At 70.2% G+C, this 24,579-nt stretch carries 24 protein-coding genes; 4 read left to right on the top strand and 20 right to left on the bottom strand.

Annotation, left to right across the window (positions count from 1 at the left end):
- Positions 1 to 312 precede the first annotated feature (312 nt).
- Entirely contained in the window at positions 313 to 885 is a 573-nt protein-coding gene (locus OG802_RS24455) for a cob(I)yrinic acid a,c-diamide adenosyltransferase (protein WP_329413655.1), read from the top strand.
- A 12-nt stretch (positions 886 to 897) separates the two neighbouring features.
- On the opposite strand, the gene OG802_RS24450 is transcribed toward OG802_RS24455, so the two are convergent.
- Positions 898 to 1,497, bottom strand: a complete 600-nt coding sequence (locus tag OG802_RS24450) for a hypothetical protein (protein ID WP_329413653.1) — start codon at positions 1,495 to 1,497, stop codon at positions 898 to 900.
- Positions 1,498 to 1,650: 153 nt separating this feature from the next.
- Here OG802_RS24450 and OG802_RS24445 point away from each other — a divergent pair, with 153 nt between their 5' ends.
- The 3 genes from OG802_RS24445 to OG802_RS24435 all read left to right on the top strand — a co-directional run bounded on the left by OG802_RS24445 (position 1,651) and on the right by OG802_RS24435 (position 5,493).
- Positions 1,651 to 2,826: a sensor histidine kinase gene (locus OG802_RS24445; protein WP_329413651.1), complete on the top strand. Its 1,176-nt coding sequence runs from the start codon at positions 1,651 to 1,653 to the stop codon at positions 2,824 to 2,826.
- Positions 2,823 to 3,488: a response regulator transcription factor gene (locus OG802_RS24440; protein ID WP_329413649.1), complete on the top strand. Its 666-nt coding sequence runs from the start codon at positions 2,823 to 2,825 to the stop codon at positions 3,486 to 3,488. The genes OG802_RS24445 and OG802_RS24440 overlap by 4 nt, the downstream gene beginning before the upstream one ends.
- Before the next feature lie 172 nt (positions 3,489 to 3,660).
- Positions 3,661 to 5,493, top strand: a complete 1,833-nt coding sequence (locus OG802_RS24435) for a glycoside hydrolase family 18 chitinase (RefSeq protein WP_329413648.1) — start codon at positions 3,661 to 3,663, stop codon at positions 5,491 to 5,493.
- A gap of 73 nt (positions 5,494 to 5,566) precedes the next feature.
- Here the strand turns inward: OG802_RS24435 and OG802_RS24430 are convergent, their stop codons facing one another.
- From OG802_RS24430 to OG802_RS24340, 19 genes are all read right to left on the bottom strand, one after another.
- Positions 5,567 to 6,013: a DUF2550 domain-containing protein gene (locus OG802_RS24430; protein ID WP_329413646.1), complete on the bottom strand. Its 447-nt coding sequence runs from the start codon at positions 6,011 to 6,013 to the stop codon at positions 5,567 to 5,569.
- Positions 6,014 to 6,154: 141 nt separating this feature from the next.
- A complete protein-coding gene (locus OG802_RS24425) occupies positions 6,155 to 6,529 on the bottom strand; it encodes a F0F1 ATP synthase subunit epsilon (protein ID WP_062642034.1) in 375 nt (124 codons plus the stop codon).
- Between the two features lie 133 nt (positions 6,530 to 6,662).
- Positions 6,663 to 8,099 carry a F0F1 ATP synthase subunit beta gene (gene atpD, locus OG802_RS24420; protein WP_329413645.1) on the bottom strand — a complete coding sequence of 479 codons (1,437 nt, stop codon included), beginning with the start codon at positions 8,097 to 8,099 and terminating at the stop codon, positions 6,663 to 6,665.
- Positions 8,099 to 9,016 carry a F0F1 ATP synthase subunit gamma gene (locus tag OG802_RS24415; protein ID WP_329413644.1) on the bottom strand — a complete coding sequence of 306 codons (918 nt, stop codon included), beginning with the start codon at positions 9,014 to 9,016 and terminating at the stop codon, positions 8,099 to 8,101. Before OG802_RS24415 ends, atpD begins: the two co-directional genes overlap by 1 nt.
- 21 nt (positions 9,017 to 9,037) lie before the next feature.
- Positions 9,038 to 10,627, bottom strand: a complete 1,590-nt coding sequence (gene atpA / locus OG802_RS24410) for a F0F1 ATP synthase subunit alpha (RefSeq protein WP_329413643.1) — start codon at positions 10,625 to 10,627, stop codon at positions 9,038 to 9,040.
- A 134-nt stretch (positions 10,628 to 10,761) separates the two neighbouring features.
- A complete protein-coding gene (locus OG802_RS24405; RefSeq protein WP_329413642.1) occupies positions 10,762 to 11,583 on the bottom strand; it encodes a F0F1 ATP synthase subunit delta in 822 nt (273 codons plus the stop codon).
- Positions 11,580 to 12,125, bottom strand: coding sequence for a F0F1 ATP synthase subunit B (locus OG802_RS24400; protein WP_329413641.1), 546 nt, complete (start codon positions 12,123 to 12,125; stop codon positions 11,580 to 11,582). Before OG802_RS24400 ends, OG802_RS24405 begins: the two co-directional genes overlap by 4 nt.
- A gap of 41 nt (positions 12,126 to 12,166) precedes the next feature.
- A complete protein-coding gene (atpE, locus tag OG802_RS24395; RefSeq protein WP_009321656.1) occupies positions 12,167 to 12,397 on the bottom strand; it encodes an ATP synthase F0 subunit C in 231 nt (76 codons plus the stop codon).
- A gap of 67 nt (positions 12,398 to 12,464) precedes the next feature.
- Positions 12,465 to 13,286, bottom strand: a complete 822-nt coding sequence (atpB, locus tag OG802_RS24390; RefSeq protein ID WP_329413640.1) for a F0F1 ATP synthase subunit A — start codon at positions 13,284 to 13,286, stop codon at positions 12,465 to 12,467.
- A 225-nt stretch (positions 13,287 to 13,511) separates the two neighbouring features.
- Positions 13,512 to 13,967: a hypothetical protein gene (locus OG802_RS24385; RefSeq protein ID WP_329413639.1), complete on the bottom strand. Its 456-nt coding sequence runs from the start codon at positions 13,965 to 13,967 to the stop codon at positions 13,512 to 13,514.
- A 502-nt stretch (positions 13,968 to 14,469) separates the two neighbouring features.
- A complete protein-coding gene (locus OG802_RS24380; RefSeq protein ID WP_329413637.1) occupies positions 14,470 to 15,843 on the bottom strand; it encodes an MraY family glycosyltransferase in 1,374 nt (457 codons plus the stop codon).
- A gap of 174 nt (positions 15,844 to 16,017) precedes the next feature.
- Positions 16,018 to 17,256 (bottom strand): serine hydroxymethyltransferase, encoded by a 1,239-nt coding sequence (gene glyA, locus OG802_RS24375; RefSeq protein WP_329413635.1) that lies wholly within the window; start codon positions 17,254 to 17,256, stop codon positions 16,018 to 16,020.
- Positions 17,257 to 17,417: 161 nt separating this feature from the next.
- Positions 17,418 to 18,095, bottom strand: coding sequence for an arsenate reductase/protein-tyrosine-phosphatase family protein (locus tag OG802_RS24370; RefSeq protein WP_329413633.1), 678 nt, complete (start codon positions 18,093 to 18,095; stop codon positions 17,418 to 17,420).
- On the bottom strand, positions 18,092 to 18,739 hold the full coding sequence (locus OG802_RS24365) for an L-threonylcarbamoyladenylate synthase (RefSeq protein ID WP_329413632.1): 648 nt from the start codon (positions 18,737 to 18,739) through the stop codon (positions 18,092 to 18,094). Before OG802_RS24365 ends, OG802_RS24370 begins: the two co-directional genes overlap by 4 nt.
- An 83-nt stretch (positions 18,740 to 18,822) precedes the next feature.
- Positions 18,823 to 19,662 carry a peptide chain release factor N(5)-glutamine methyltransferase gene (gene prmC / locus OG802_RS24360; protein ID WP_329417360.1) on the bottom strand — a complete coding sequence of 280 codons (840 nt, stop codon included), beginning with the start codon at positions 19,660 to 19,662 and terminating at the stop codon, positions 18,823 to 18,825.
- Positions 19,663 to 19,747: 85 nt separating this feature from the next.
- Entirely contained in the window at positions 19,748 to 20,824 is a 1,077-nt protein-coding gene (gene prfA / locus OG802_RS24355; protein ID WP_329413630.1) for a peptide chain release factor 1, read from the bottom strand.
- Between the two features lie 109 nt (positions 20,825 to 20,933).
- Positions 20,934 to 21,158 (bottom strand): 50S ribosomal protein L31, encoded by a 225-nt coding sequence (gene rpmE, locus OG802_RS24350; RefSeq protein ID WP_329413629.1) that lies wholly within the window; start codon positions 21,156 to 21,158, stop codon positions 20,934 to 20,936.
- 191 nt (positions 21,159 to 21,349) lie between these two features.
- Entirely contained in the window at positions 21,350 to 22,489 is a 1,140-nt protein-coding gene (locus OG802_RS24345; protein WP_329413627.1) for an LCP family protein, read from the bottom strand.
- 159 nt (positions 22,490 to 22,648) lie between these two features.
- Positions 22,649 to 24,439 (bottom strand): trypsin-like serine protease, encoded by a 1,791-nt coding sequence (locus tag OG802_RS24340; protein WP_329413626.1) that lies wholly within the window; start codon positions 24,437 to 24,439, stop codon positions 22,649 to 22,651.
- Between the last annotated feature and the right edge of the window lie 140 nt (positions 24,440 to 24,579).

Below are 24,579 nucleotides of genomic sequence, written 5' to 3'. Positions count from 1 at the left end.
CCGATGTCACCGGCGTTCAACCATCCGGCGCAGCCGTTCCGGCCGCCCGTCCGGTCGAGTCCCGGCCGAGGGCCCGGCCGACCGTCCGGTTGCCCGTCCCTGTACCTGTCCGTGTGCCTCTGGGCCGGAGATTAGCGGTCGGGGGGCGCTGTGTGACCGGTTAGTAACGCGTTTCACGTCTCAGGGCGTGAGACGCCGGTCACGTCGTCAAATCCTGCCCGATTCCCACCGATTGGCCCTGAAGTGACCCCGTGGCCGGCGCAGTGACGAACGGAACGGAACGCGTCCGCGGGGACGGTCTAGATTGACGGCATGGTCAATTTGACGCGCATCTACACCAGGACCGGCGACCAGGGCACCACGGCCCTCGGCGACATGAGCAGGGTCGCCAAGACCGATCTGCGGATCTCCGCGTACGCGGACGCCAACGAGGCGAACGCGGTGATCGGCACGGCGCTCGCGCTGGGCGGGCTCGACGAGGAACTCGTCGCCGTCCTCACCCGCGTCCAGAACGACCTGTTCGACGTGGGCGCGGACCTGTCGACGCCGGTGACGGAGAACCCCGGGTTCCCGCCGCTGCGCGTGGAGCAGTTCTACGTCGACCGGCTGGAAGCGGACTGCGACCGCTTCAACGAGCGGCTGGAGAAGCTGCGCTCGTTCATCCTTCCCGGCGGCTCGCCGGGCGCGGCCCTGCTGCACCAGGCCTGCACGGTCGTCCGGCGCGCCGAACGCTCCACCTGGGCGGCGCTGGAGGTGCACGGCGAGGCGATGAACCCGCTGACCGCGACCTACCTCAACCGCCTCTCGGACCTCCTGTTCATCCTGGCCCGCACCGCCAACAAGGCCACCGGCGACGTCCTGTGGGTGCCGGGCGGCGAACGCTGACGCCCGCGCCCGTCACGGCCGCGGCGGGCGCGCCGCCGGCCCTCGTCCCAGGTTGGCCGGTTCCCGCTCGGGCTCGCCCCGCGGCCGCTTCTTCGGGAAGAGGGTGTAGCTCGCGGCGATGACGGCATTGACGCCGACGACGAACAGCATCCGCTGCTGCCACGCCCGCAGCGAGCCGGTCCCGCCCTCGCCGCCGACGTACCAGACGGCCGCCTGGAGCAGGGCGGCGGCGGTCAGCGCGGCGACGGTCCAGCGCCCGGCGACCTTCCACTCGTGGACCGCGCGGGCGGTGCCGTACCGGGGCGGGCGCACGGGCGGCGGACCGCCGGCGAAGCGGTGGGCCACCCGGGCGTCGACCCACCGGATCGTGGAGTGGCCGAGGCCCACGGTGAAGCCGATGTAGACGGCGGCGAGGCCGTGCCGCCAGTCCGGCTCGGCCCCGTTCCTGAGGTCGACCACGGTCACGGCGAACAGCACGACCTCCAGCAGCGGCTCGCACAGCAGCAGCGCCAGCCCCAGCCTCGGCATGCGCAACACGTACCGGCAGGCCAGTCCGGCGGCCAGCAGCACCCAGAAGGCCGCCTCGCAGGCGACGATCAGCGCGACGATCACGGTCGGCTCCTCTCCTTCACCCTCCCAGGCTGCCGCCGCCGCGGCCCGCGTTCGTCGTCGCCGATGACGAACCGGCGGTACATCGAAAGATGCAGTCCCGGACCGTCCCCGGGGTGCACGCGCCCGGCGCGGAGGGCGTGTTGGATGGAGGGCATGCCCGCCCGACGCCTCCCCCGTCCGCACCGGTTCGACGTGCTCCTCGCGGCCGGCGGACTGCTCGGCGGGCTGCTCCTGGTGGCCGCCGGACTGGGCACGCGCAGGTCCGACGACCCGATCACCCTCTTCGACGGCCCCTGGCCGGTGCTGGTGCCGCTCACCGTGATGGCCGGCTGCGAACTGCTGCGCCGGACGGCCCCGCGCACGGCTCTGGCCGTCGCCGGCGTCACGATCACCGCGGACCTCGTGACCCAGGGCAACGTGTCCACGATCCTGATGTTCACCGACGTCGTGTACGCGGCCGTCCTGTACGGCCCGCTCGCCTCCGCCCGCCGCATCCAGTGGATCACCGGGCTGCTCACGGTGGCGGGGACCGTGGTGCCGTTCGCGGTGTGGCGGGTGCCGGAGGCGCTGCTGATCGGCGTGATCGTGGGCGTCGTCGCCTACGGGCCGGCCGCCACCGGCTGGATCGTGCGCGATCACCGTGACGCCGCCGAGGCCGCCCGGCTGCGCGCCGAACAGACCGCGCTGCTCGCCGAGGCGGACCGCGCCCAGGCGGTCACGGCCGAGCGGGCGCGGATGGCGCGGGAGTTGCACGACATGGTCGCCAACCACCTCTCCGCGATCGCCATCCACTCCACGGCCGCCCTCTCCCTCGACGATCCGGCGACCTCCCGCCGGTCCCTGGCCGTCATCCGGGAGAACAGCGTCGAGGGGCTGGCGGAGATGCGGCGGCTGATCGGGATCCTGCGCGACGGCAGCGGCGACCGCGAGCCGGCCGCCGCCCCCACCCTCGACGGACTGCGCGCGCTGGTCGACGGCGCCCGCGCCAACGGGCTCGACGTCAGCCTCGACGCCGACCACGGCACGCTCCCCACGCCCGTCGAGTTCGCCGCCTACCGCATCGTCCAGGAGTCGCTCACCAACGCCCTCAAACACGCGCGCCCCGGCCGGGTCACCGTCCGCCTGGTCCAGCGCGACGGCGCGCTCGACCTGCGGGTCCTGAGCCCCTGCGGTCACCGGGACGGGCCCCGCGCCCCCGGATCGGGCGCCGGGCTCGTCGGGATGCGGGAGCGGACGGCGCTGCTGGGCGGCACGTTCGCCGCCGGACCGGAGGGCTCGCGCTGGAGCGTGCACGCCGTTCTTCCCCTCGCCGAAGGAGAGTCCGCATGAGCGCCGCCATCCGGGTCCTGGTCGCCGAGGACCAGTCCGCGGTCCGCGCGGGACTGGTCCTCATCCTGCGCAGCGCACCCGACATCGAGGTGGTCGGCGAGGCCGCGGACGGCGAGCAGGCGGTGCGGCTGGCCCGGGAGCTGCGGCCCGACCTGGTGCTGATGGACGTTCAGATGCCGCGCCTGGACGGGGTGTCCGCGACCCGGACCGTGGTCGGGGAGGGCCTCGCCGACGTGCTGGTGCTGACCACCTTCGACCTCGACGAGTACGTCTTCGGCGCGCTGCGGGCGGGAGCGTCCGGGTTCCTGCTGAAGGACACCGAGGCGAGGGATCTGCTCACCGCGGTCCGCACGGTGGCGGCCGGGGACGGCCTGATCGCCCCGGCCGTGACCCGCCGTCTGATCGCCGAGTTCGCCGCGCGGCCGGCCCGCGCGCCCGCGGCCGATCCCGCCGTGCTCGACGCGCTGACCCGGCGCGAACGCGAGGTCCTGGCCTGTCTGGGCCGGGGGCTGTCCAACGCGGGGATCGCCGCGCGCCTGGACATGGCGGAGGCGACGGTGAAGACCCATGTGAGCCGGCTGCTGGGCAAGCTGGGGCTGCGCAGCCGGGTCCAGGCGGCGGTGCTGGCCCAGGAGCTGGGCGTCGAGCCCGGTCCCGACTGACGTCCGGGGTCCGCGGCCGGGGGGTTTCGGGAGGCGTTTCGGTGGCGGTCCGAGGTTTATCCCGTGCAGTGGTCCAGACCTATTGACCCATGGTCCAGACCTTTCTATTCTCGCGGCACCGTGGGTGTGAAGGCTCAGTCACGCCCCCCGACTCCCCCCGAGGAGGCGCAGGATGCGCTTCAGACACAGAGCCGCGGCAGGGTTCGCGACGCTGTTGCTCCCGCTGGCAGGCCTGGTCGGTCTCACCGGCCCCGCCCAGGCGGCGGCAGACTCATCGGCGGCCTCCGCCACCTACGCCAAGGCCTCCGACTGGGGCACCGGCTTCGAGGGCAGGTGGACGGTGAAGAACACCGGCACCACCGCCATCAGCTCCTGGACGATCGAGTGGGACTTCCCCTCCGGCACGTCCGTCACCTCCGCCTGGGACGCCGACGTCACGTCCTCCGGCCTCCACTGGACCGCCAGGAACAAGTCCTGGAACGGCTCCCTCGCCCCCGGCGCCTCGGTCAGCTTCGGCTTCAACGGCGCGGGCGCCGGCTCCCCGTCCAACTGCAAGCTCAACGGCGGCAGCTGCGACGGCACGAGCGTCCCGGGCGACGCCCCGCCGTCCGCCCCCGGCACCCCGACCGCGTCCTCCGTCACCGACACCACGGTGAAGCTGGCCTGGTCGGCCGCCACCGACGACAAGGGCGTCAAGAACTACGACGTCCTGCGCGACGGCGCCAAGGTCGCCACCGTGACGACGACCTCGTACACCGACACCGGCCTCACCGCCGGCACCGACTACTCCTACACCGTCCGGGCCCGCGACACCGCCGACCAGACCGGCCCGGCCGGCGGCGCGGTCGCCGTCCACACCACCGGCGGCGGCACCACTCCCCCGACCACCGGCGACAAGGTCAAGCTCGGCTACTTCACCGAGTGGGGCATCTACGGCCGCAACTACAACGTCAAGAACCTGGTGACGTCCGGCTCGGCCGCCAAGATCACGCACATCAACTACGCCTTCGGCAACGTCACCAACGGCCAGTGCGCGATCGGCGACTCCTTCGCCGACTACGACAAGGCCTTCACCGCCGACCAGTCCGTCAGCGGCGTCGCCGACACCTGGGACCAGCCGCTGCGCGGCAACTTCAACCAGCTGCGCCAGCTCAAGGCCAAGTACCCGCACATCAAGGTGCTGTGGTCCTTCGGCGGCTGGACCTGGTCCGGCGGCTTCGCCCAGGCCGCGGCCAACCCCGCCGCGTTCGCGCAGTCCTGTTACAACCTGGTCGAGGACCCGCGCTGGGCCGACGTCTTCGACGGCATCGACATCGACTGGGAGTACCCCAACTCCTGCGGCCTGTCCTGCGACACCAGCGGCCCCGCGGCCTACAAGAACCTGATGCAGGCCCTGCGCGCCAAGTTCGGCACGGGCAACCTGGTCACCGCCGCGACCACCGCCGACGGCTCCACCGGAGGCAAGATCGACGCCGCCGACTACGCGGGCGCCGCGCAGTACGTCAACTGGTACAACGTGATGACGTACGACTTCTTCGGCGCCTGGGCCGCCCAGGGCCCGACCGCCCCGCACTCGCCGCTCACCTCGTACAGCGGCATCCCGACCGCCGGGTTCACCACGGCCGACGCGATGGCCAAGTTCAAGGCGAAGGGCGTGCCCGCGAGCAAGCTGCTCATCGGCATCGGCTTCTACGGACGGGGCTGGACCGGCGTCACCCAGGACGCCCCCGGCGGCACGGCCACGGGCCCGGCGGCCGGCACCTACGAGCAGGGCATCGAAGACTACAAGGTCCTCAAGACGTCCTGCCCCGCCACCGGAACCGTCGCCGGCACGGCATACGCCAAGTGCGGCGGCAACTGGTGGTCCTACGACACCCCGGCCACCATCGCCACGAAGATGACCTGGGCCAAGAACCAGGGCCTGGGCGGCGCGTTCTTCTGGGAGTTCAGCGGCGACACCGGCAACGGCGAACTGGTGAACGCCATCAGCAACGGACTGAACTGACCGAGTGCGTATGACCGCATGACCGAACGACTTCGCCCTCTCCCGGACCTGTTCCGGGGGAGGGCGAACGCGGTCAGGCCACGTTCACCCGCTGACCGGGCGGCGCCGCCTCCAGCCAGGCCAGGAAACCGGTCAACGCGTCCTCGCTCATGGCGAGTTCGAGACGGATCCCGCGGTGCACACAGACGAGGACGACGGCGTCGGACAGCAGCGCCAGCTCCTCCTCGCCGTCGGGGAGCCGGCGGCCGGCCACCTCGATCGAGCCGCGCTCCAGGACCCGGCGCGGACGGTAGGCGTAGGAGAAGACCCGGTACCACTCGATGCGGTCGCCGTTGTAGCGGGCGACGCCGTAGCTCCAGCCCTTGCCGCTCGTGTCCGCCTCCTCGGAGACGTCCCAGCGCAGCGAACAGTCGAAGGTGCCGCCGGAGCGCTGGATGAGTCTGCGGCGCAGACCGAAGACGAACAACCCCAGCACCACCAGGGCCACGACGATTCCGCACACAGTCAGAGCGAGGACCATCGACACCGACCTCCTCGTCTCCTAGGTACCGAAACAGGTAACGGAACGGAAAAAACATCCAGATCTGCCTCAGCCGCGGTCGGCGCCGGATTGCTCCGGAACCGACCGCGGCTGAGTGACGTCATGCGGCTGTGCCCTGGGTCAGCGCGAGGCCGCCGCACGCAGTCGTACGTCCGCGCGACGCTCGGCGGCGGCGTCGCCCTCCGCCTTCGCGCGCTCCAGCTCCCGCTCCACGCGCTGGACGTCGATCTCGTCCGACAGCTCGGCGATCTCGGCCAGCAGCGACAGCTTGTCGTCCGCGAACGAGATGAAACCGCCGTGCACCGCGGCGACGACCGTTCCACCATCACTCGTACGGATGGTCACCGGGCCCGACTCCAGCACACCGAGCAGCGGCTGGTGACCGGGCATGACGCCGATGTCGCCGGACGTGGTGCGCGCGACGACCAGGGTGGCCTCGCCGGACCAGACCTCTCGGTCGGCCGCGACCAGCGCGACGTGCAGCTCAGCAGCCAAGGTGGCTCCTCGGGTCACCACCCGGCGGATTCTGCCGGGTGTTGGTTACAAGTCTAAGGGGCGTGCGTGAGGGGGCGGGACGCGCCCGCCCCCTCAGGCGTGAGCCGTGGGGCTCACTGCGAACTCAGGGAGTTCAGGAGACGCCCAGCTCCTTGGCGTTGGCCTTCAGGTCCTCGATGCCACCGCACAGGAAGAACGCCTGCTCCGGGAAGTGGTCGTACTCGCCGTCGATGATCGCGTTGAACGCGGTGATCGACTCGTCCAGCGGGACGTCCGACCCGTCGACGCCGGTGAACTGCTTGGCGACGTGGGTGTTCTGGGACAGGAAGCGCTCGACGCGACGGGCGCGGTGGACGGTGAGCTTGTCCTCCTCGCCCAGCTCGTCGATGCCGAGGATCGCGATGATGTCCTGAAGGTCCTTGTACTTCTGCAGGACCGTCTTGACGCGCATCGCGGTGTTGTAGTGGTCCGCCGCGATGTAGCGGGGGTCCAGGATCCGGGACGTGGAGTCCAGCGGGTCCACGGCCGGGTAGATGCCCTTCTCCGAGATCGGACGGGACAGCACCGTCGTCGCGTCGAGGTGGGCGAAGGTGGTGGCCGGGGCCGGGTCGGTCAGGTCGTCCGCGGGGACGTAGATCGCCTGCATCGAGGTGATCGAGTGACCGCGGGTCGAGGTGATGCGCTCCTGGAGGAGACCCATCTCGTCGGCCAGGTTCGGCTGGTAGCCCACCGCGGAGGGCATACGGCCGAGCAGGGTCGACACCTCGGAACCGGCCTGCGTGAAGCGGAAGATGTTGTCGATGAAGAACAGCACGTCCTGCTTCTGCACATCGCGGAAGTACTCCGCCATGGTCAGACCGGCCAGGGCCACGCGCAGACGGGTGCCCGGGGGCTCGTCCATCTGGCCGAAGACCAGGGCGGTCTTGTCGATGACGCCCGAGTCGGCCATCTCCTCGATGAGGTCGTTGCCCTCACGGGTGCGCTCACCGACGCCGGCGAACACGGAGACACCGTCGTGGTTGTTGGCGACGCGGTAGATCATCTCCTGGATGAGCACCGTCTTGCCGACGCCGGCGCCGCCGAACAGACCGATCTTTCCACCCTTGACGTACGGGGTGAGAAGGTCGATGACCTTGACGCCGGTCTCGAACATCTCGGTCTTCGACTCGAGCTCGTCGAAGTTGGGGGCCTTGCGGTGGATGGACCAGCGCTCGCCCTCGTAGGTCTCGTCGACGTTCAGCACCTCGCCGAGGGTGTTGAACACCTTGCCCTTGGTGAAGTCGCCGACCGGAACGGTGATGCCGTTGCCGGTGTCGGTGACCGGGGCCTGGCGGACCAGACCGTCGGTGGGCTGCATCGAGATCGTGCGGACCAGGCCGTCACCCAGGTGCTGGGCGACCTCCAGGGTCAGCGTCTTCTTCTCGCCGGCGAGGGCCGGGTCGGCCACCTCGACGTGAAGGGCGTTGTAGATCTCCGGCATGGCGTCGACGGGGAATTCCACGTCGACGACCGGGCCGATGACCCGGGCGACGCGGCCCGTGGCAACGGCCGTCTCAACTGTCGTCGTCATTACCTGTCACTCCCCGCGGTCGCGTCGGCCAGGGCTGCGGAGCCACCGACGATCTCGCTGATTTCCTGGGTGATTTCGGCCTGGCGGGCCGCGTTGGCAAGGCGGGAGAGCGTCTCGATGAGCTCTCCTGCGTTGTCGGTGGCCGACTTCATCGCGCGCCGCGTGGCGGCGTGCTTCGAGGCTGCCGACTGGAGAAGCGCGTTGTACACGCGGCTCTCCACATAGCGCGGCAGCAGGGCGTCGAGGACGTCCTCCGCCGAGGGCTCGAAGTCGTACAGCGGAAGGATCTCGCCCTTGGGGGCTGCTTCCTCCGCCACCTCGTCGAGGCTGAGCGGCAGCAGACGGTCGTCGAGCGCCGTCTGCGTCATCATCGAGACGAACTCGGTGAAGACGATGTGGAGTTCGTCCACGCCGCCGTCAGCCGTGTCCTTCTCGATGGCCTCGATCAGCGGACCCGCGACCTTCTTCGCGTCCGCGTAGGTGGGCTCGTCGGTGAAACCCGACCACGACTCCGCGACCTTGCGCTCGCGGAAGTTGTAGTGGGCCAGACCGCGGCGGCCGACGATGTACGTGTCGACCTCCTTGCCCTCCGCCTCGAGGCGCGCCGTCAGCTGCTCGGCGGCCTTGATCGCGTTGGAGTTGAAGGCGCCGGCCAGTCCGCGGTCGCTCGTGAGGAGCAGCACCGCGGCACGGGTCGCCGTCTCCGCCTCCGTGGTCAGCGGGTGCTTGGTGTTCGAACCGGTGCCGACCGCCGAGACCGCGCGGGTGAGCTCGGTCGCGTACGGCGCGGAGGCCGCCACCTTGCGCTGCGCCTTGACGACACGCGAGGCGGCGATCATCTCCATCGCCTTGGTGATCTTCTTGGTCGCGGTGACGGATCGGATGCGACGCTTGTAGACCCGGAGCTGGGCTCCCATGAGTCAGGTCCCTTCCTTACGTCACTTGGCCGCGGCCGGGGCGTCCTCGCCGAGAAGCTTGCCGTCCGAGGTCTCGAACTGCTTCTTGAACTCGGCGATGGCGTCGGCAACAGCGGTGAGGGTGTCGTCCGACATCTTCGCGCCCTCCTTGATGGAGGTCATGAGGCCCTGCTCCTTGCGGTGCAGGTACTCCAGCAGCTCCTTCTCGAAGCGGCGCACGTCGGAGACCGGAACGTCGTCCATCTTGCCGGTGGTGCCGGCCCAGACGGAGACGACCTGGTCCTCGGTCGGCATGGGCTGGTACTGCGGCTGCTTGAGCAGCTCGACCAGGCGCTGTCCACGCTCCAGCTGCGACTTCGACGCGGCGTCCAGGTCGGAACCGAAGGCGGCGAACGCCTCCAGCTCGCGGTACTGGGCGAGGTCGAGGCGGAGCCGGCCGGACACCTGGCGCATGGCCTTGTGCTGGGCGGAGCCACCGACGCGGGAGACCGAGATACCGACGTTCAGGGCCGGGCGCTGACCGGCGTTGAACAGGTCGGACTCCAGGAAGCACTGGCCGTCGGTGATGGAGATGACGTTGGTCGGGATGAACGCCGAGACGTCGTTGGCCTTCGTCTCGACGATCGGCAGACCGGTCATCGAGCCGGCGCCCAGCTCGTCCGAGAGCTTCGCGCAGCGCTCCAGCAGACGGGAGTGCAGGTAGAAGACGTCACCCGGGTAGGCCTCGCGGCCCGGCGGGCGGCGCAGCAGCAGGGACACGGCGCGGTAGGCGTCGGCCTGCTTCGAGAGGTCGTCGAAGATGATGAGGACGTGCTTGCCCTCGTACATCCACTGCTGACCGATGGCCGAACCGGTGTACGGCGCCAGGTACTTGAAGCCGGCCGGGTCGGACGCCGGGGCGGCGACGATGGTCGTGTACTCCAGCGCGCCGGCCTCTTCGAGGGCGCCACGCACGGAGGCGATGGTCGAACCCTTCTGACCGATGGCGACGTAGACGCAGCGGACCTGCTTCTTCGGGTCGCCGGTGCGCCAGTTGTCGCGCTGGTTGATGATCGTGTCGACGGCCAGGGCGGTCTTGCCCGTCTGGCGGTCGCCGATGATCAGCTGACGCTGACCGCGGCCGATCGGGGTCATCGCGTCGACGGCCTTGTAGCCGGTCTCCATCGGCTCGTGCACCGACTTACGGGCCATGACACCGGGAGCCTGAAGCTCCAGGGCACGGCGGCCGGACGTCTCGATCTCGCCGAGGCCGTCGATCGGGTTGCCGAGCGGGTCGACGACACGGCCGAGGTAGCCCTCGCCGACGGCGACGGACAGGACCTCGCCGGTACGGGTGACCGGCTGGCCCTCCTCGACGCCGCTGAACTCGCCGAGGATGACGGTACCGATCTCGCGCTCTTCGAGGTTGAGCGCGAGACCGAGGGTGCCGTCCTCGAACTTCAGCAGTTCGTTGGCCATGGCCGAGGGGAGGCCCTCGACCTTCGCGATGCCGTCGCCGGCAAGGGTGACCGTACCGACCTCCTCGCGCGAGGCCGCGTCCGGCTTGTACGACTGGACAAAGTTCTCCAGCGCGTCCCGGATCTCCTCCGGCCGGATCGTGAGCTCCGCCATCTGGGTTCCCTGCTCTCCTTGTTGGGCCCGAAGTTTCACTTTGGGGGGATGGGGACTCCCCCCTGAAAGAGGTGAATCCTCTGCACGGCCCAACCAGGGCCGCCATCAGTTCGACTTGCGGTCTTGAGTTGCTGCTAGCTCGCCATGCGGCGGGCGGCGTCCTCGAGGCGGTCCGCGAGGGAGCCGTTGATCACCTCGTCGCCGACCTGCACCCGGATCCCGCCGAGGACCGCGGGGTCCACGTCGAGGTTGAGGTGCATCCTGCGGCCGTAGAGCTTCCCGAGGGCCGCGCCGAGGCGCTGCTTCTGCGGGTCGCTCAGCGGCACCGCCGAGGTCACGACGGCGACCATGCGGTCGCGGCGCTCCGCGGCGAGCTTGGACAGGGACTCGAGGCCCGCTTCCAGGCTACGTCCACGCGGCGCGGTCACGAGGCGCGTCACCAGTCGCTCGGTGGCCGCGTCGGCCCGGCCGCCGAGCAGACTGCGCAGCAGCTCGCTCTTGGCCGGGACGGTGGCCTTCCGGTCGGTCAGTGCGGCGCGCAGCTCCGTGTTGGAGGAGACGATCCGCCCGAAGCGGAACAGCTCGTCCTCGACGTCGTCGAGCGTGCCGGCCTTCTGCGCGGCGGTGAGGTCGGCGATGTTCGCCAGCTCCTCCAGCGTGTCCACCAGGTCGCGCGACTGCGACCAGCGCGAACGCACCGTACCGGCCACCAGGTCGGCGGTCGGGCCGCTGATCTGGCTGCCGAGCAGGCGCTGTACCAGCTCGGCCTTGCGGTCGGCGGCCTGCGCCGGGTCGGTGAGGACCCGACGCAGCGAGATCTCGCCGTGGAGCAGCGCCGTGACGGACGCCAGCTCCTCTGCGAGCCGCGCCGCGTCCACGGACGTGGAGTCCGTCAGCGCGTCGAGACGCTCACGGGCTGCTGCGAATGCCTCGCGGCTCGCTCCGTGTGCGGTCATCGAGACGCCTCGGCCTTCTCCTCGAGCTCGTCGAGGAAGCGGTCGATGACGCGGCTCTGCCGGGCGTGGTCCTCGAGGGACTCGCCGACGAGCTTGCCGGCCAGCTCGGTCGCGAGCTTGCCGACGTCCTGACGCAGCGCGGACGCGGCGGCCTTGCGGTCGGCCTCGATCTGGCTGTGTCCGGCCGCGACGATCTCCTCGCGCTGACGCTGGCCTTCCGCGCGCATCTCGGTGATGAGCGTGGCGCCCTGCTCCTGCGCCTCCTGGCGCAGGCGCGCGGCCTCGTGGCGGGCCTCGGCGAGCTGGGCCTTGTACTGCTCCAGGACGCTCTGGGCCTCGGTCTGTGCGGCCTCGGCCTTCTCGATACCGCCCTCGATGGCCTCACGCCGCTGCTCCAGAACCTTGTTGATGTTCGGGAGGAGCTTCTTGGCGAGGAAGCCGAAGACGATGACGAAGGCGAGCAGGCCGATGACGAGCTCAGGGATCGGCGGGACGAGGGGATTTTCCATCTCCTCGGCCGCCACGATGAGCATCTGGCTCATGTGTATGCCTTTCGTCTGGTCGGCTGGTCCGAAATCGGCGATCAGTAGCCGTAGACGAACGGCATGACCAGACCGATCAGGGCCAGCGCCTCACAGAACGCGAAGCCCAGGATCTGGTTGGCGCGGATCAGGCCGGCCGCTTCGGGCTGACGCGCGAGGGCCTGGGTGCCGTTACCGAAGATGATGCCGACGCCGACGCCGGGGCCGATCGCGGCGAGGCCGTAACCGATGGAGCCGAGGGAGCCTTCGACAGCAGCAAGGGTCTGGGACATGCCAGTTCTTCCTTTTCTTTACGGACCGGTGGGGGTTGGCCACCGGACGACTCGGGGAGCGGGGTGCTCAGTGGTGCTCGGCGAGCGCGCCCTGGATGTAGGTGCAGGTCAGCAGGACGAACACGTAAGCCTGCAAGGCCTGGATGAACAGCTCGAAGGCGGTCATCACGACGGTCATCACGAACGAGACACCCGCGTAGGCGATCCCGATGCCGTTCAGCAGGTACCAGCTGGCGATCGTGAAGAGCAGCAGCAGCGTGTGCCCGGCGAACATGTTGGCGAAGAGTCGCACGGCGTGCGTGAACGGCCGGATCAGGATGTTCGAGAAGAACTCGATCAGCATGGCCAGCGGGAGCACCGGGCCGAGCGACTTGTCGTAGCCCGTCACGTTCTTGAAGAAGCCGACGAAGCCGTGCCTCTTGAAGGTCAGCGAGACCCACAGGACATAGACGATCAGGGCCAGTACCAGGGGGTACGAGATGATCGACGTGACCGGGAACTGGGCGATCGGAACGATCGACCAGAGGTTCATCATCCAGACGAAGAAGAAGAGCGAGACGACGAGCGGTACGTACTTCTCGCCTTCCTTCTTGCCGATGGTCTCGTAGACGACTCCGCGCCGGATGAAGTCGTAGCCGGCTTCGGCGACCATCTGCAGCTTGCCCGGGACGACCTGCGGCTTACGGAACGCGGCCCAGAAAAAGCCGACGATGATGATCGAGCCGAGCAGCGCCAGCAGCATCGTCTTGTTGAAGTACACGTTGCTGTCCCCGTCGCCCCAGATGGGCTCGAACAGGAACGAGTGCAGGCCGGGAGAGGGGAAGCCACAGCCGTCGAAGATGTGGCAATCGGTCTCGAAGGCGAGCACCTGCGTCGGGTCAGCACTCACCGCGGGCTCCTTCAGCGTGGCGCATAGGTACGGCAACCTCGTTGTGTCGGCGCGGCGCAGGGCCGCGGTTCGGCACGGGACTGGTGGTTCGGATGTGAGGGCGGCTTGGGGGCATCGTGCCTCGCGATTGAGCAGGCGTCAGCTCGGATGCCCGCGCCCGCGATGCCGCAGTTGGCACCGGACGATAGCAGGATCTCCCGGACGCCTTTATCCCGGCCCTACCCCTCACGACGAGTGACCCGACGTCGCGGGCTTCTGGCCCTTCGAGGTCGTCGTCGAGGAGGACGGTTCGGGTTCGACGTAGAGGATCTTGGACTTCATGTGGGCACGGGTCTGTGCGCCGATCCAGACCAGCGTTCCCGCGAGCAGGGTGGCCGCGAAGGCCCGGGGGTGGAACAGCGTCGTGTGCTTGAACGCGGCCAGGAAGACGAACAGCAACAGGATCTGCGTCGTGTAGAGCAGGAGACCCATGCCCTGGAACAAGTGCGGAAGCGACTTGGCAGTGCGTTGCAGAACGAAGAGACCGAGTCCCATGAAAGCGATGACCACAACCGTCGCGACGACCGCCCCGATGACCCCCTTGCCGCCCGCGACCACACCGCTGACGACCGCGGCGACAGCGCCGACGGCAACGGTGGGCACGGCGGCCTGGACCAGGATCCGGACGTCATTGGAGGGCATGGCGGCAACTCCGCTTTCAAGGGGGGCAGGGTGTCGTCATGGACGAGCGTAGTCCCGGTTCGAGGGGCGGAATGACCTCCGCCGGCCTCGCCCCCGAGGACCGTCGCGCTGAGGTTCTCTGGTGGGGTTCCGGGTTCTCGTGAACCGTATCACAAACTATTTGATGAGGTCTTTACCTACTGGGTGTGCCTGCTGTCACACATGAGAGTGATGGCGCGCGTCTGGGCGGGAACGAGGGGGTCTTGTCTGGTATTGGCATCCTTTGCCCACCCTGGATTGCCCCACGACTTGGCAATGCTCTAGTCAGATTCTTACCTTGTCGGGGTCGCCCTCGGAGCCTCCTCGGCGGGACGAGGGAGGAGGAGGAAGGGAGCCCGGGCGAGGGCCGGACGAGGCTCTTCCGGGGCACAGGGACAGCCCCAGGAGGCCGGTGACGAGGCCGCTGGAGCCGCCCTGGCGGGCGCGCTCCGCCGCCCGCCTCCCGCCCTCTGCCCCGCCCGTCCTACGCGCGCTCGCGCTCCTGGGTCCGCACGCGGCCCGTCCGCTCCGACAGGGCGGTGCTGCCGTTCATCTTGCGGTGGGGGCCCGGCTCGCGGGCCGGGACCCGCTGCGGCGTGCGCTCGGCCGGGGCCGCTCCCCCGGCGACCGGACCGTCGGCGACCGGACCGTCGGCGGCCGGCGCCATCGCCCCGCTGCGCGCCTCCGCCCGCCGCCGCCGGTAACGGGGCGGGAGGAACGCCTCGGCCCAGCGCGGTGCGCGGGGGGTGAAGCGCGGCAGCAGGAGCAGCCCCAGGCCGACCGCGCTGAGCGCCACGACGCCGAGGACGATCCACATGGAGGCCGAGTTGACCGAGTAGGCCAGCGCGCCGAACGCGATCAGCGCCGACCAGAAGTACATGATCAGCACCGCGCGGCTGTGCGAGTGGCCGATCTCCAGCAGCCGGTGGTGCAGGTGGCCGCGGTCCGCCGCGAACGGCGACTGGCCGCGCCAGGTGCGGCGCACGATCGCCAGGACGAGGTCGGCGGCCGGGATCGCGATGATCGTCAGCGGCATCACCAGCGGGATGTAGACCGGCACCATCTGGTGGACGGCGTTGCGCTCGGACCCGGAGAACAGCTTCATGACGTCGGGGTCGACCTGGCCCGTGATGGAGATCGCGCCCGCCGCCAGCACCAGCCCGATCAGCATCGAGCCCGAGTCGCCCATGAAGATCCGCGCGGGATGCATGTTGTGCGGCAGGAAGCCCAGGCACATGCCCATCAGGATCGCCGCGAACAGCGTCGCCGGGGCCGCGGCCTCGATGCCGTACGAGTACCAGATGCGGTAGGCGTACATGAAGAACGCGGCCGCCGCGATGCACACCATGCCGGCGGCGAGCCCGTCGAGGCCGTCCACGAAGTTCACCGCGTTGATGGTGATGACGACCAGTGCCACCGTCAGCAGCGTGCCCTGCCACTGGGTCAGCGCGACCGTGCCGACGAGCGGGATGGGCAGCCACAGGATCGTCAGACCCTGCATGACCATGACGCCGGCGGCGATCATCTGGCCGCCCAGCTTGATCAGCGCGTCGATCTCGAACTTGTCGTCCAGGACGCCGATCAGCCAGATCAGCGCCGCGCCGGAGAGCAGGGCGCGCGGCTCGTTCGACTTCTCGAAGACCTCGTTCAGGTTGGTCAGGTGGTCGGCGACCAGCAGGCCGGCGCACAGACCGAAGAACATGGCGATACCGCCGAGCCGCGGAGTGGGTTCCCGGTGCACGTCACGGGCCCTGATCTCCGGCATCGCTCCGGCCACGATCGCGAACTTCCGTACCGGCCCGGTCAGCAGATACGTCACCGCGGCCGTGATGCAGAGCGTCAGCAGGTATTCACGCACGGGCTTCCCCACAGGTCTCGCCGGCCATCTCAGTCCCACACCCTAGCGATCGTCCGCCGCACGGCGCATATGTGTGAGGACTGCCGGGTAGTGACGATGGTTTCACGTGAGGCTGTGCACGGGGGCGCACGGGGTGTTCGCGACAGGGCGCGCACACGCCACGCCCACTCCGGTTCAGCCCGGGTACGGCGGAAACGCCAGGGCCAGCCCGCGCACCTCCTCGCGGGCCTTCCTGCTCTCGGTCTCCCTCCTCAGCACCGCCCCCAGCAGCGCTCCGATCCCCGCCATCTCCCGTTCCCCCATGCCCTGGGTGGTCAGCGCGGCGGTGCCCAGGCGCAGTCCGCGGTCGTGCGCGTGCGGCAGGGCGCAGCAGTCCAGGACCATCCCGGCGGCGGCGAGCAGCCCGCGCGCCGTGCGGCCGTCCACGCCGAGGGGGGCCGGGTCGGCGGTGATGAGGTGGGTGTCGGTCCCGCCGGTCGTGACGGCCAGCCCTTCACTCTCCAGAGCGGCGGCGAGAACCCGCGCGTTGGCGACCACCTGATGGGCGTACACGCCGAACGCCGGTGTCGCCGCCTCGCCGAACGCGACCGCCTTCGCGGCGACGGTGTGCATCTGCGCACCGCCCTGCGTGAACGGGAACACCGCCCGGTCGACCCGCTCGGCCAGGTCGCCGCCGCACAGGATCATCCCGCCGCGGGGACCGCGCAGCACCTTGTGCGTCGTGGCGCACACGACGTCGGCGTACGGCACCGGGCTGGGCGCCGCTCCCCCGGCGACCAGGCCGATGGGGTGCGCGGCGTCGGCGATGAGGTGGGCGCCGACCTCGTCGGCCACCTCGCGGAAGAAGGCGTAGTCGATGTGGCGGGGGTAGGCGATGGACCCGCACACGATCGCCTTGGGCCGGTGTCCCCGGGCCAGCGCCCGGACCTGCTCGTGGTCGATGAGGCCGGTCTCGGCGTCCACCCCGTAGGGGACGAAGTCGAACCAGCGGCCGGAGAAGTTGACGGGCGAGCCGTGGGTGAGGTGTCCGCCGTGGGGCAGCCCGAGCGCGAGGACGGTGTCGCCGGGCCGCAGCAGCGCCGCGTAGGCGGCCAGCACGGCCGAGGAGCCGGAGTGGGCCTGGACGTTGGCGTGCTCGGCCCCGAAGAGGGCCTTGGCGCGGTCGACGGCGATGCGTTCGGCGACGTCGACGATCTCGCAGCCGCCGTGGTGACGGGCGCCCGGATAGCCCTCCGCGTACTTGTTGGCGAGCTGCGAGCCGAGTGCGGCCAGCACGGCGGGGGAGGTGAAGTTCTCGGCGGCGACCAGCTGGAGCGTCGACGCCTGCCGCTCGCGCTCCCCGAGCAGGACGTCGGCCATCTCGGGGTCCTGCCGGCGTACGACGTCGACCTCGGGGACATGGGTGACCGACATGGTGCGCTCCGGGGCGTCGACGGTGACGTACGTCCAATGTAGGCCCGGCGCGGAGACCGCGCGCGCTCTTCGCCGCCACCCGGGCGCCGGCCGCTCGCCGGCCCGCCGGACCCGTGCGGACGGTCGCGTCGCGGGTGTCGCCGGGGGCGGGCGCCGTCGGGTCAGGTGCGGGCGGGGACGCCTGTCAGAGCGGTGACGACCGGGTCCAGCGCCTGGTGTATCTCGTCGCCGATCGAGCGGAAGAACGGCAGGGGCGCCCCGTAGGGGTCGTAGACCTCGTCGGCCTCCAGGGTCGGGGCGAGGAGCCACCCGCGTAGAGCCGCCGCCGCGCGGACCAGGGCCCGTGCGCGCATCACCACGCCCTCGTCCAGGGACGGCAGGGTGGCCGGGTCGATCGCGTTCACCAGCCGGGTGAACTCCTTCAGCGTGAAGGTGCGCAGGCCCGCCGAGTGCCCCATGGAGATGACCTGGGCGCGGTGGTCACGGGTCGCCGTCAGGACCAGGTCGGCCATGATGACGTGCTCGTCGAGCAGCTCGCGCCCGGTGAAGCCGGAGGCGTCCGCGCCGAAGTCGGCCAGCACGGTCTCCGCGTTGGCCTCCATCGGCGCGCCCTCGTGGCCCCAGGTGCCCGCGCTCTCCACGATCAGCCCGCCGCCCAGCACCCCGAGCCGCTGCGACACGAAATGCCGGGTCAGCCGCTCGGTGATGGGCGAGCGGCAGACGTTGCCGGTGCTGACGTGGAGGATGCGGAAGGTGTCGCGCGGAAACCCGAACGTCGTCGTCTGTTCCGCGGCACGTTCCCCGATGCCTATGCCACGCCCCGCGTCAGGGGCTGTCAATTCGCCACCTCGAGGTCGGGTACGACCTTGCGCAGCTCGTCCGCGGAGATCGCGCCCGCCCGCAGCAGCAGCGGCACCTCCCGGCTGACGTCGACGATCGAGGAGGGCACGTTGCCGGGGGTCGGGCCGCCGTCGAGGTAGACGGAGACGGAGTCGCCGAGCATGTCCTGGGCGTGGTCGCAGTTCTCCGGGGCCGGGTGGCCCGTCAGGTTGGCCGAGGAGACCGCCATCGGGCCGACCTCGGTGAGCAGCTCGATGGCGACCGGGTGCAGCGGCATGCGGACGGCGACGGTGCCGCGGGTGTCGCCCAGGTCCCACTGAAGGGACGGCTGGTGCCTGGCCACGAGCGTCAGCGCGCCCGGCCAGAACGCGTCGACCAGTTCCCAGGCCAGCTCGGAGAAGTCGGTGACCAGGCCGTGCAGCGTGTTCGGGGAGCCGATGAGGACGGGGGTGGGCATGTCGCGGCCCCGGCCCTTGGCCGTCAGCAGGTCGGTGACGGCCTCCGAGGAGAACGCGTCGGCGCCGATGCCGTACACCGTGTCCGTCGGGAGGACCACGAGTTCGCCACGGCGGACGGCGGACGCGGCCTCGCGCAGACCGGTCACACGGTCGGTGGCGTCGTTGGTGTCGTATCGCCGTGCCATCTAGCGGGCCTCCTCGTACACGAAGTACCTCTGCGCGTATGGGTGCGCGTCCTGCTGCGGGTCGAAAGTACCGGGGACGACGCTCACGGCGTCGCCCTGCGGGCCGTGGCGAAGCGCGGCCGGTTGTTGAGGTCGGGGTGGTCGGCGGCGTCGGCCCAGCCCCGCTCCTCGGTGAAGATCCACGGCACCTGGCCGCCCTGGGTGTCGGCGTGCTCGATGACGACGACGCCGCCGGGGCGCAGCAGCCGGTGCGCGGTGCGCTCGATGCCGCGGATCAGGTCGAGGCCGTCCTCGCCGGAGAACAGGGCGAGTTCGGGGTCGTAGTCGCGGGCCTCGGGGGCGACGTACTCCCACTCGGTGAGCGGGATGTACGGCGGGTTGGAGACGACCAGGTCGACCTGGCCGTCGAGGTCGCGGAAGGCGTCCAGGGCGTCCCCCTGGCGCAGGTCGACCCTGGACCCCTCCATGTTCTTGCGCGTCCACCGCAGGGCGTCCTCGGACAGCTCCACGGCGTGCACGCGCGAGCGCGGCACCTCCTGGGCGAGGGCGAGCGCGATGGCGCCGCTGCCGGTGCACAGGTCGACGATGCGGGGCTCCACGACGTCCATGGCGCGCACGGCGTCTATGGCCCAGCCGACGACCGACTCGGTCTCGGGACGCGGCACGAACACCCCGGGGCCCACCTGGAGCTCCAGGTACCGGAAGAAGGCCCGGCCGGTGATGTGCTGGAGCGGCTCGCGCTGCTCGCGCCGGGCGATGACCTCCCAGTAGCGGGCGTCGAAGTCGGAGTCGGGCACGGAGTGGAGCTGACCGCGCTTCACCCCGTGCACGAAGGCGGCGAGCTCCTCCGCGTCGTTGCGCGGCGAGGGCACGCCGGCGTCGGCCAGCCGCTGGGTGGCCTGAGCTACCTCAGCGAGCAGCAGACTGCGAGGGCTTGGGGGGCGTCCCCCAAATGATTGCTGCACGCGTCCTCCGTGTCGTACTCGTCGTGGTGACGTCCTGCATCGCCTACGCGGCGGCGAGCTTGGCGGCCGAGTCCGCGTCGACGCACGCCTGGATGACCGCGTCGAGGTCGCCGTCCAGGACCTGGTCCAGGTTGTACGACTTGAAGCCGACCCGGTGGTCCGAGATGCGGTTCTCCGGGTAGTTGTACGTGCGGATCTTCTCGGAGCGGTCGACGGTGCGGACCTGGCTGCGGCGGGCGTCGGCGGCCTCCCGCTCGGCTTCCTCCTGCGCCGCGGCGAGCAGCCTGGAGCGCAGGATACGCATCGCCTGCTCCTTGTTCTGCAGCTGGCTCTTCTCGTTCTGGCAGGAGGCGACGACCCCGGTGGGAAGGTGCGTGATGCGCACGGCGGAGTCGGTGGTGTTGACGGACTGACCGCCGGGGCCGGAGGAGCGGTAGACGTCGATGCGCAGGTCGCCCGCGTTGATCTCGACGTCGACCTCCTCGGCCTCGGGCGTCACGAGGACGCCGGCGGCGGAGGTGTGGATCCGGCCCTGGGACTCGGTCGCGGGCACGCGCTGCACCCGGTGCACGCCGCCCTCGTACTTCAGGCGCGCCCACACGCCCTGGCCGGGCTCGGTGGCGCCCTGGCCGCCCTTGGTCTTCACGGCGACCTGGACGTCCTTGTAGCCGCCCAGCTCGGACTCGGTGGCGTCGATGATCTCGGTCTTCCAGCCGACGCGCTCGGCGTAGCGCAGGTACATGCGCAGCAGGTCGCCGGCGAACAGGGCCGACTCGTCGCCGCCCGCGCCGGCCTTGATCTCCAGGATGACGTCCTTGTCGTCGGACGGGTCCCGGGGCACGAGCAGCAGGCGCAGCTTCTCGGTCAGCTCCTCGCGCTGCTTCTCCAGCTCCTTGACCTCGGCCGCGAAGTCGGGGTCGTCGGCGCCGAGTTCGCGCGCGGTCTCGACGTCCTCGCCGGTCTGCTTCCACGAGCGGTACGTGCCGACGATGGGGGTGAGCTCGGCGTAGCGCTTGTTCAGCTTGCGCGCGTTGGCCTGGTCGGAGTGGACCGACGGGTCGGCGAGCTTCTTCTCCAGGTCGGCGTGCTCTCCGAGCAACTCCTCGACGGCCTCGAACATGGTGGGCTCCTGAATGACGAACGTGGGGGAAGGGCGGGCGACCAAAAACGCCGGTCCCGGCGTGCCCCCTGGCGGGGGACACTGCCGTGGACCGGCGAAGAGGGGCTCGCTACTTCGTGGAGCCGGCGGCGGCCTTGCCGAAGCGGGCCTCGAAGCGGGCCACACGGCCACCGGTGTCGAGGATCTTCTGCTTGCCCGTGTAGAACGGGTGGCACTCGGAGCAGACGTCGGCGCGGATGTTGCCGCTCTCGATCGTGCTGCGGGTGGTGAACGACGCGCCACAGGTGCAGCTGACCTGCGTCTCGACGTACTCGGGGTGAATGTCGCGCTTCAAGGTGTCTCCTAGTTTCGGGAGGGCGCCGGGTCGCTGTCGCGGGATACGACGAGCGTGAACCGGGGCCGACGTACCAGTCTGCCAGGACTGGCCGCATCCCCCAAAACCGGGGGGTGGGCCGATCTATTCCCGGCGGCCCGCCGGACGTGCCGGACGTGCCGGATCCGGGGTCCCCGGCCGGGCGCGCGGCCTCACGACGAGGACACGACCCCGGCGGCCTCGCCCGTGGCGTTGCCGGTGACGGCCGACTTCGGGATGGGCCGGTCGTTCTTCAGGGCCGTCCAGACCTGCTCGGCCTTCGCCTTCGAGACGACGACCCGGTTGGGGTCGGACGGGTCGTACAGGACCGGCATCGTGACCATGTTCATGTTCTTCGCGCTGATGCCCTTGAGGCCGTTGGTGAAGGACATCAGGGAGTTCAGCGAGCCGAGGTGGGAGTCGGTCGTGACGGCCTTGGTGGCGGTGTCGGCGAGGTGGTACAGCTTCGTGCCGCCGGTGAAGAGGCCGACGTGCCCGACCTGGTCGACCAGGGCCTTGATGAACGCCTGCTGGAGCTGGATGCGTCCGAGGTCGGAGCCGTCGCCGACGCCGTGCCGGGTGCGGACCAGGCCGAGGGCCTGTTCGCCGTCGAGGGTGTGCGTGCCGGCCTTGAGGTCCAGGTGGCTGTCGGGGTCCTTGATGGGCTTGGTGGTGGTGACGGGGACGCCGCCGAGCTCGTCGATGAGCTTCTCGAAGCCGGAGAAGTCGACCTCGAGGTAGTGGTCCATGCGGACGCCGCTGATCGACTCGACCGTCTTCACGGCGCAGGCGGCGCCGCCCGTGGAGTACGCCGAGTTGAACATCACGCCGTGCGCGGCATCGTGCTCGACGCCCTTGGCGTCCGTGCAGGCGGGGCGGTCGATGAGGGTGTCGCGCGGAACGGAGACGACACTCGCCCTCTTGTGCCCCTGGTACACATGGATGATCATCGCCGTGTCGGAACGGGCGCTGCCGTCGTCGGCGCCGCCGCCCAGCTTCTTGTTGGCGCCGGAGCGGGTGTCCGAGCCGAGGACGAGGATGTTCTCGGAGCCGTTGTCGGCCTTGGTGGGCCGGTCGGTGCCCAGTGCCTGGTCGATGTCGACGCTCTTGATGTTGCCGTTGAGCTTGAAGTAGAGGTAGCCCAGTCCGGTGCCGCCCAGCACCACGATGCCCGCGGCGGTCCAGGCGCCGATCAGCAGTGCCTTGCGCCTGCCCCGCTGCTTGCGGTGGCGCGGGCCCTTGCTGCCGTCGGCCCCGCTCGTCGTGCCGGCCTCACCCGGTATGCCGGGCTCCGGCGTGCTCTCGGCGGACATGCGCTCCTCGGTTCTCGTGCGACCTCACCATCGTCACTCCGCCAGGACAGACGGGGAAACTCGGGACAGGGTTGCACGAACGCTCCGTGCCCGGTCGGTGAGCGACCGGACACGGAGCGTTCTGCCGGTGAGGACGGAAGGCCGCTCTCACCTGCGGTTTCAGCCGAAGAGGTCGTACTGCTTGAAGCTCGTGCCCAGCGAGATCCCTGCGGAAAAGATCACACTGCCCGTGCTTCCGTTGCCGCGGTACAGGTAGAGCGTGCCGGCGGGGGTGCGGGCCAGCAGGTCCGCCTTGCCGTCGCCGTTGACGTCGCCGACGGTGGCGAACGCGTTGTACGTGGTGTTGCTCCAGGTGGCGACCTTGAGTCCGGGCGCGAAGGCGCTCGTCCCGCTCACGCCGCGGCCGCGGAACAGGTACACGGCGCCGCTGGTCTTGTTGCGGGCGATCAGGTCGGCCCGGCCGTCGCCGTTGAAGTCGCCGTGACCGCGCACGACGTTGTAGTTGTTCCAGCCCGTGGCGGCCTTGACCGAGGCGCCGATGCCGCCGTTGCCCCTGCCCGGGTTGATCCACAGGTTGCCCGCGGAGTCCACGGACACGAGGTCGGGCAGGAAGTCGCCGGTGACGTCGCCGGGGGCGACGATCGACAGGCGGCTCTTCCAGTTGTCGCCGATGAGCTGGGTGGCCCACGTCCCGGAGGCGGGCACGAAGTGCTCCCAGAACACGTCCCCGTCGGAGGAGCGGCGCAGGATCAGGTCCTGGAAGCCGTCGCGGTCCAGGTCGGCCTGGAGGATGAGGTTGTAGCCGCTCCAGGTGCCCCAGGAGGACCGGGGGGCCAGCGAGGTGCCCTTGGAATCGAACTCGTAGGCCGTCTGGGTGCTGGAGTTGCGCGCGAAGAGATCGGCGTTGTGGTCCAGGCTGAGGTTGGTGTCGTCGACCCGCGGGTAGACGGCGCCGAAGTACGTCGTGACCTTGCTGAAGACGCTGTACGCGCCGCTCTTGACGCAGTCGGTCACACCCCAGGAGACGACGCCCACGAGCCGTCCGCCGACGACCAGCGGGCCGCCGGAGTCGCCGTTGCAGGCGGACGTGGTGCCGGTGTCGCTGCCGGTGGCGGGGTTGCCCGCGCACACCATGTGGCTCTTGACGAAGTCGGCGCCGTAGTAGCCCGCGCAGGTGGCGTCCGACTGGACCGGCAGCGTGGCCGTCTTCAGGTCGTCGGAGATCTCGTCGTTGGCGGAGGTGGTGCGCCCCCAGCCGAAGACCGTCGCGGCGGTGCCGGCCGTGTACGACCCGGTGTTGCCGGCCGGGATCATCGGGAGCGGCTTCGCGGAGACCGGCTCGTCCAGGGTCAGCACGGCGATGTCGTTGTCGATCGTCGACGCGTTGTACGACCAGTGGTTCCACTGCCGCCGGACGCTGCTCCTGGTGCCGCCGTGCAGGTCGGTGTCCGTCGCGAGCTGCGAGGTGCCGGTGATGATGGTGCCGTGGTTGAACCAGTCGTAGCCCTTGACGCAGTGCGCCGCGGTGACGATCTTCGTCGGGGACACGACCGTGCCGCCGCAGAAGAAGCCGATGTCGTCGCTGGTGTTCGTCGTGCCCCGGTCGTCGCCGTACCACAGCTGCGCCATCCAGGGCGCCTTGGTGATCGTGGTGGTCGTACCGCCGATGATCTTCGGGTCGACCGTGGCGCGACGGCCGGAGGTGAGCGACTTCTTGGACGTCTGCCCGGCGACGTCGTCGCCCGCGAGGGCGATCTCGAGCCGCTTCTGCAGCTCCTGCGCCGACGGCGCGGTGACCTTGGGCTTCGGCGGCGTCTCGGCCGCCTGCGCCGACGAGGTCAGCAACGCGCCGGCCACGGTGGCGGCCACCGCGGCCGCGGCGATCGGCAGGCCGATGCGCAGCCGCCGTCTGTGACGCTTGCGGTCGCCCCCGGACGTGGGTGTACCCACTCAAGTCCCCCCTGGGATATGAAGTTTCAAGTTCGTCAGGTTCATGCTCGAAAACATGACCGAAGGCGAGATCGTACCCCGGTCGCGGACAACGGGAAGGGCCGCCCCCCTGAACGGGGAGCGGCCCTCGAGTGCCGGTC

It is taken from the genome of Streptomyces sp. NBC_00704 (assembly GCF_036226605.1).
Lineage (GTDB): Bacteria > Actinomycetota > Actinomycetes > Streptomycetales > Streptomycetaceae > Streptomyces.
The sequence above is the reverse complement of the archived record's forward strand: the minus strand, read 5'-3'. Positions and strand labels throughout refer to the sequence as shown.

Coding starts and splice junctions, on each gene's coding strand:
- prfA (WP_329413630.1), bottom strand. CDS start 20,824: ATGTTCGAGGCCGTCGAGGAGTTGCTCGGAGAGCACGCCGACCTGGAG.
- OG802_RS24405 (WP_329413642.1), bottom strand. CDS start 11,583: ATGACCGCACACGGAGCGAGCCGCGAGGCATTCGCAGCAGCCCGTGAG.
- OG802_RS24400 (WP_329413641.1), bottom strand. CDS start 12,125: ATGAGCCAGATGCTCATCGTGGCGGCCGAGGAGATGGAAAATCCCCTC.
- OG802_RS24415 (WP_329413644.1), bottom strand. CDS start 9,016: ATGGGAGCCCAGCTCCGGGTCTACAAGCGTCGCATCCGATCCGTCACC.
- OG802_RS24365 (WP_329413632.1), bottom strand. CDS start 18,739: ATGGCACGGCGATACGACACCAACGACGCCACCGACCGTGTGACCGGT.
- OG802_RS24445 (WP_329413651.1), top strand. CDS start 1,651: ATGCCCGCCCGACGCCTCCCCCGTCCGCACCGGTTCGACGTGCTCCTC.
- OG802_RS24435 (WP_329413648.1), top strand. CDS start 3,661: ATGCGCTTCAGACACAGAGCCGCGGCAGGGTTCGCGACGCTGTTGCTC.
- atpD (WP_329413645.1), bottom strand. CDS start 8,099: ATGACGACGACAGTTGAGACGGCCGTTGCCACGGGCCGCGTCGCCCGG.
- atpA (WP_329413643.1), bottom strand. CDS start 10,627: ATGGCGGAGCTCACGATCCGGCCGGAGGAGATCCGGGACGCGCTGGAG.
- glyA (WP_329413635.1), bottom strand. CDS start 17,256: ATGTCGGTCACCCATGTCCCCGAGGTCGACGTCGTACGCCGGCAGGAC.
- OG802_RS24455 (WP_329413655.1), top strand. CDS start 313: ATGGTCAATTTGACGCGCATCTACACCAGGACCGGCGACCAGGGCACC.
- OG802_RS24430 (WP_329413646.1), bottom strand. CDS start 6,013: ATGGTCCTCGCTCTGACTGTGTGCGGAATCGTCGTGGCCCTGGTGGTG.
- atpE (WP_009321656.1), bottom strand. CDS start 12,397: ATGTCCCAGACCCTTGCTGCTGTCGAAGGCTCCCTCGGCTCCATCGGT.
- OG802_RS24345 (WP_329413627.1), bottom strand. CDS start 22,489: ATGTCCGCCGAGAGCACGCCGGAGCCCGGCATACCGGGTGAGGCCGGC.
- OG802_RS24385 (WP_329413639.1), bottom strand. CDS start 13,967: ATGCCCTCCAATGACGTCCGGATCCTGGTCCAGGCCGCCGTGCCCACC.
- OG802_RS24440 (WP_329413649.1), top strand. CDS start 2,823: ATGAGCGCCGCCATCCGGGTCCTGGTCGCCGAGGACCAGTCCGCGGTC.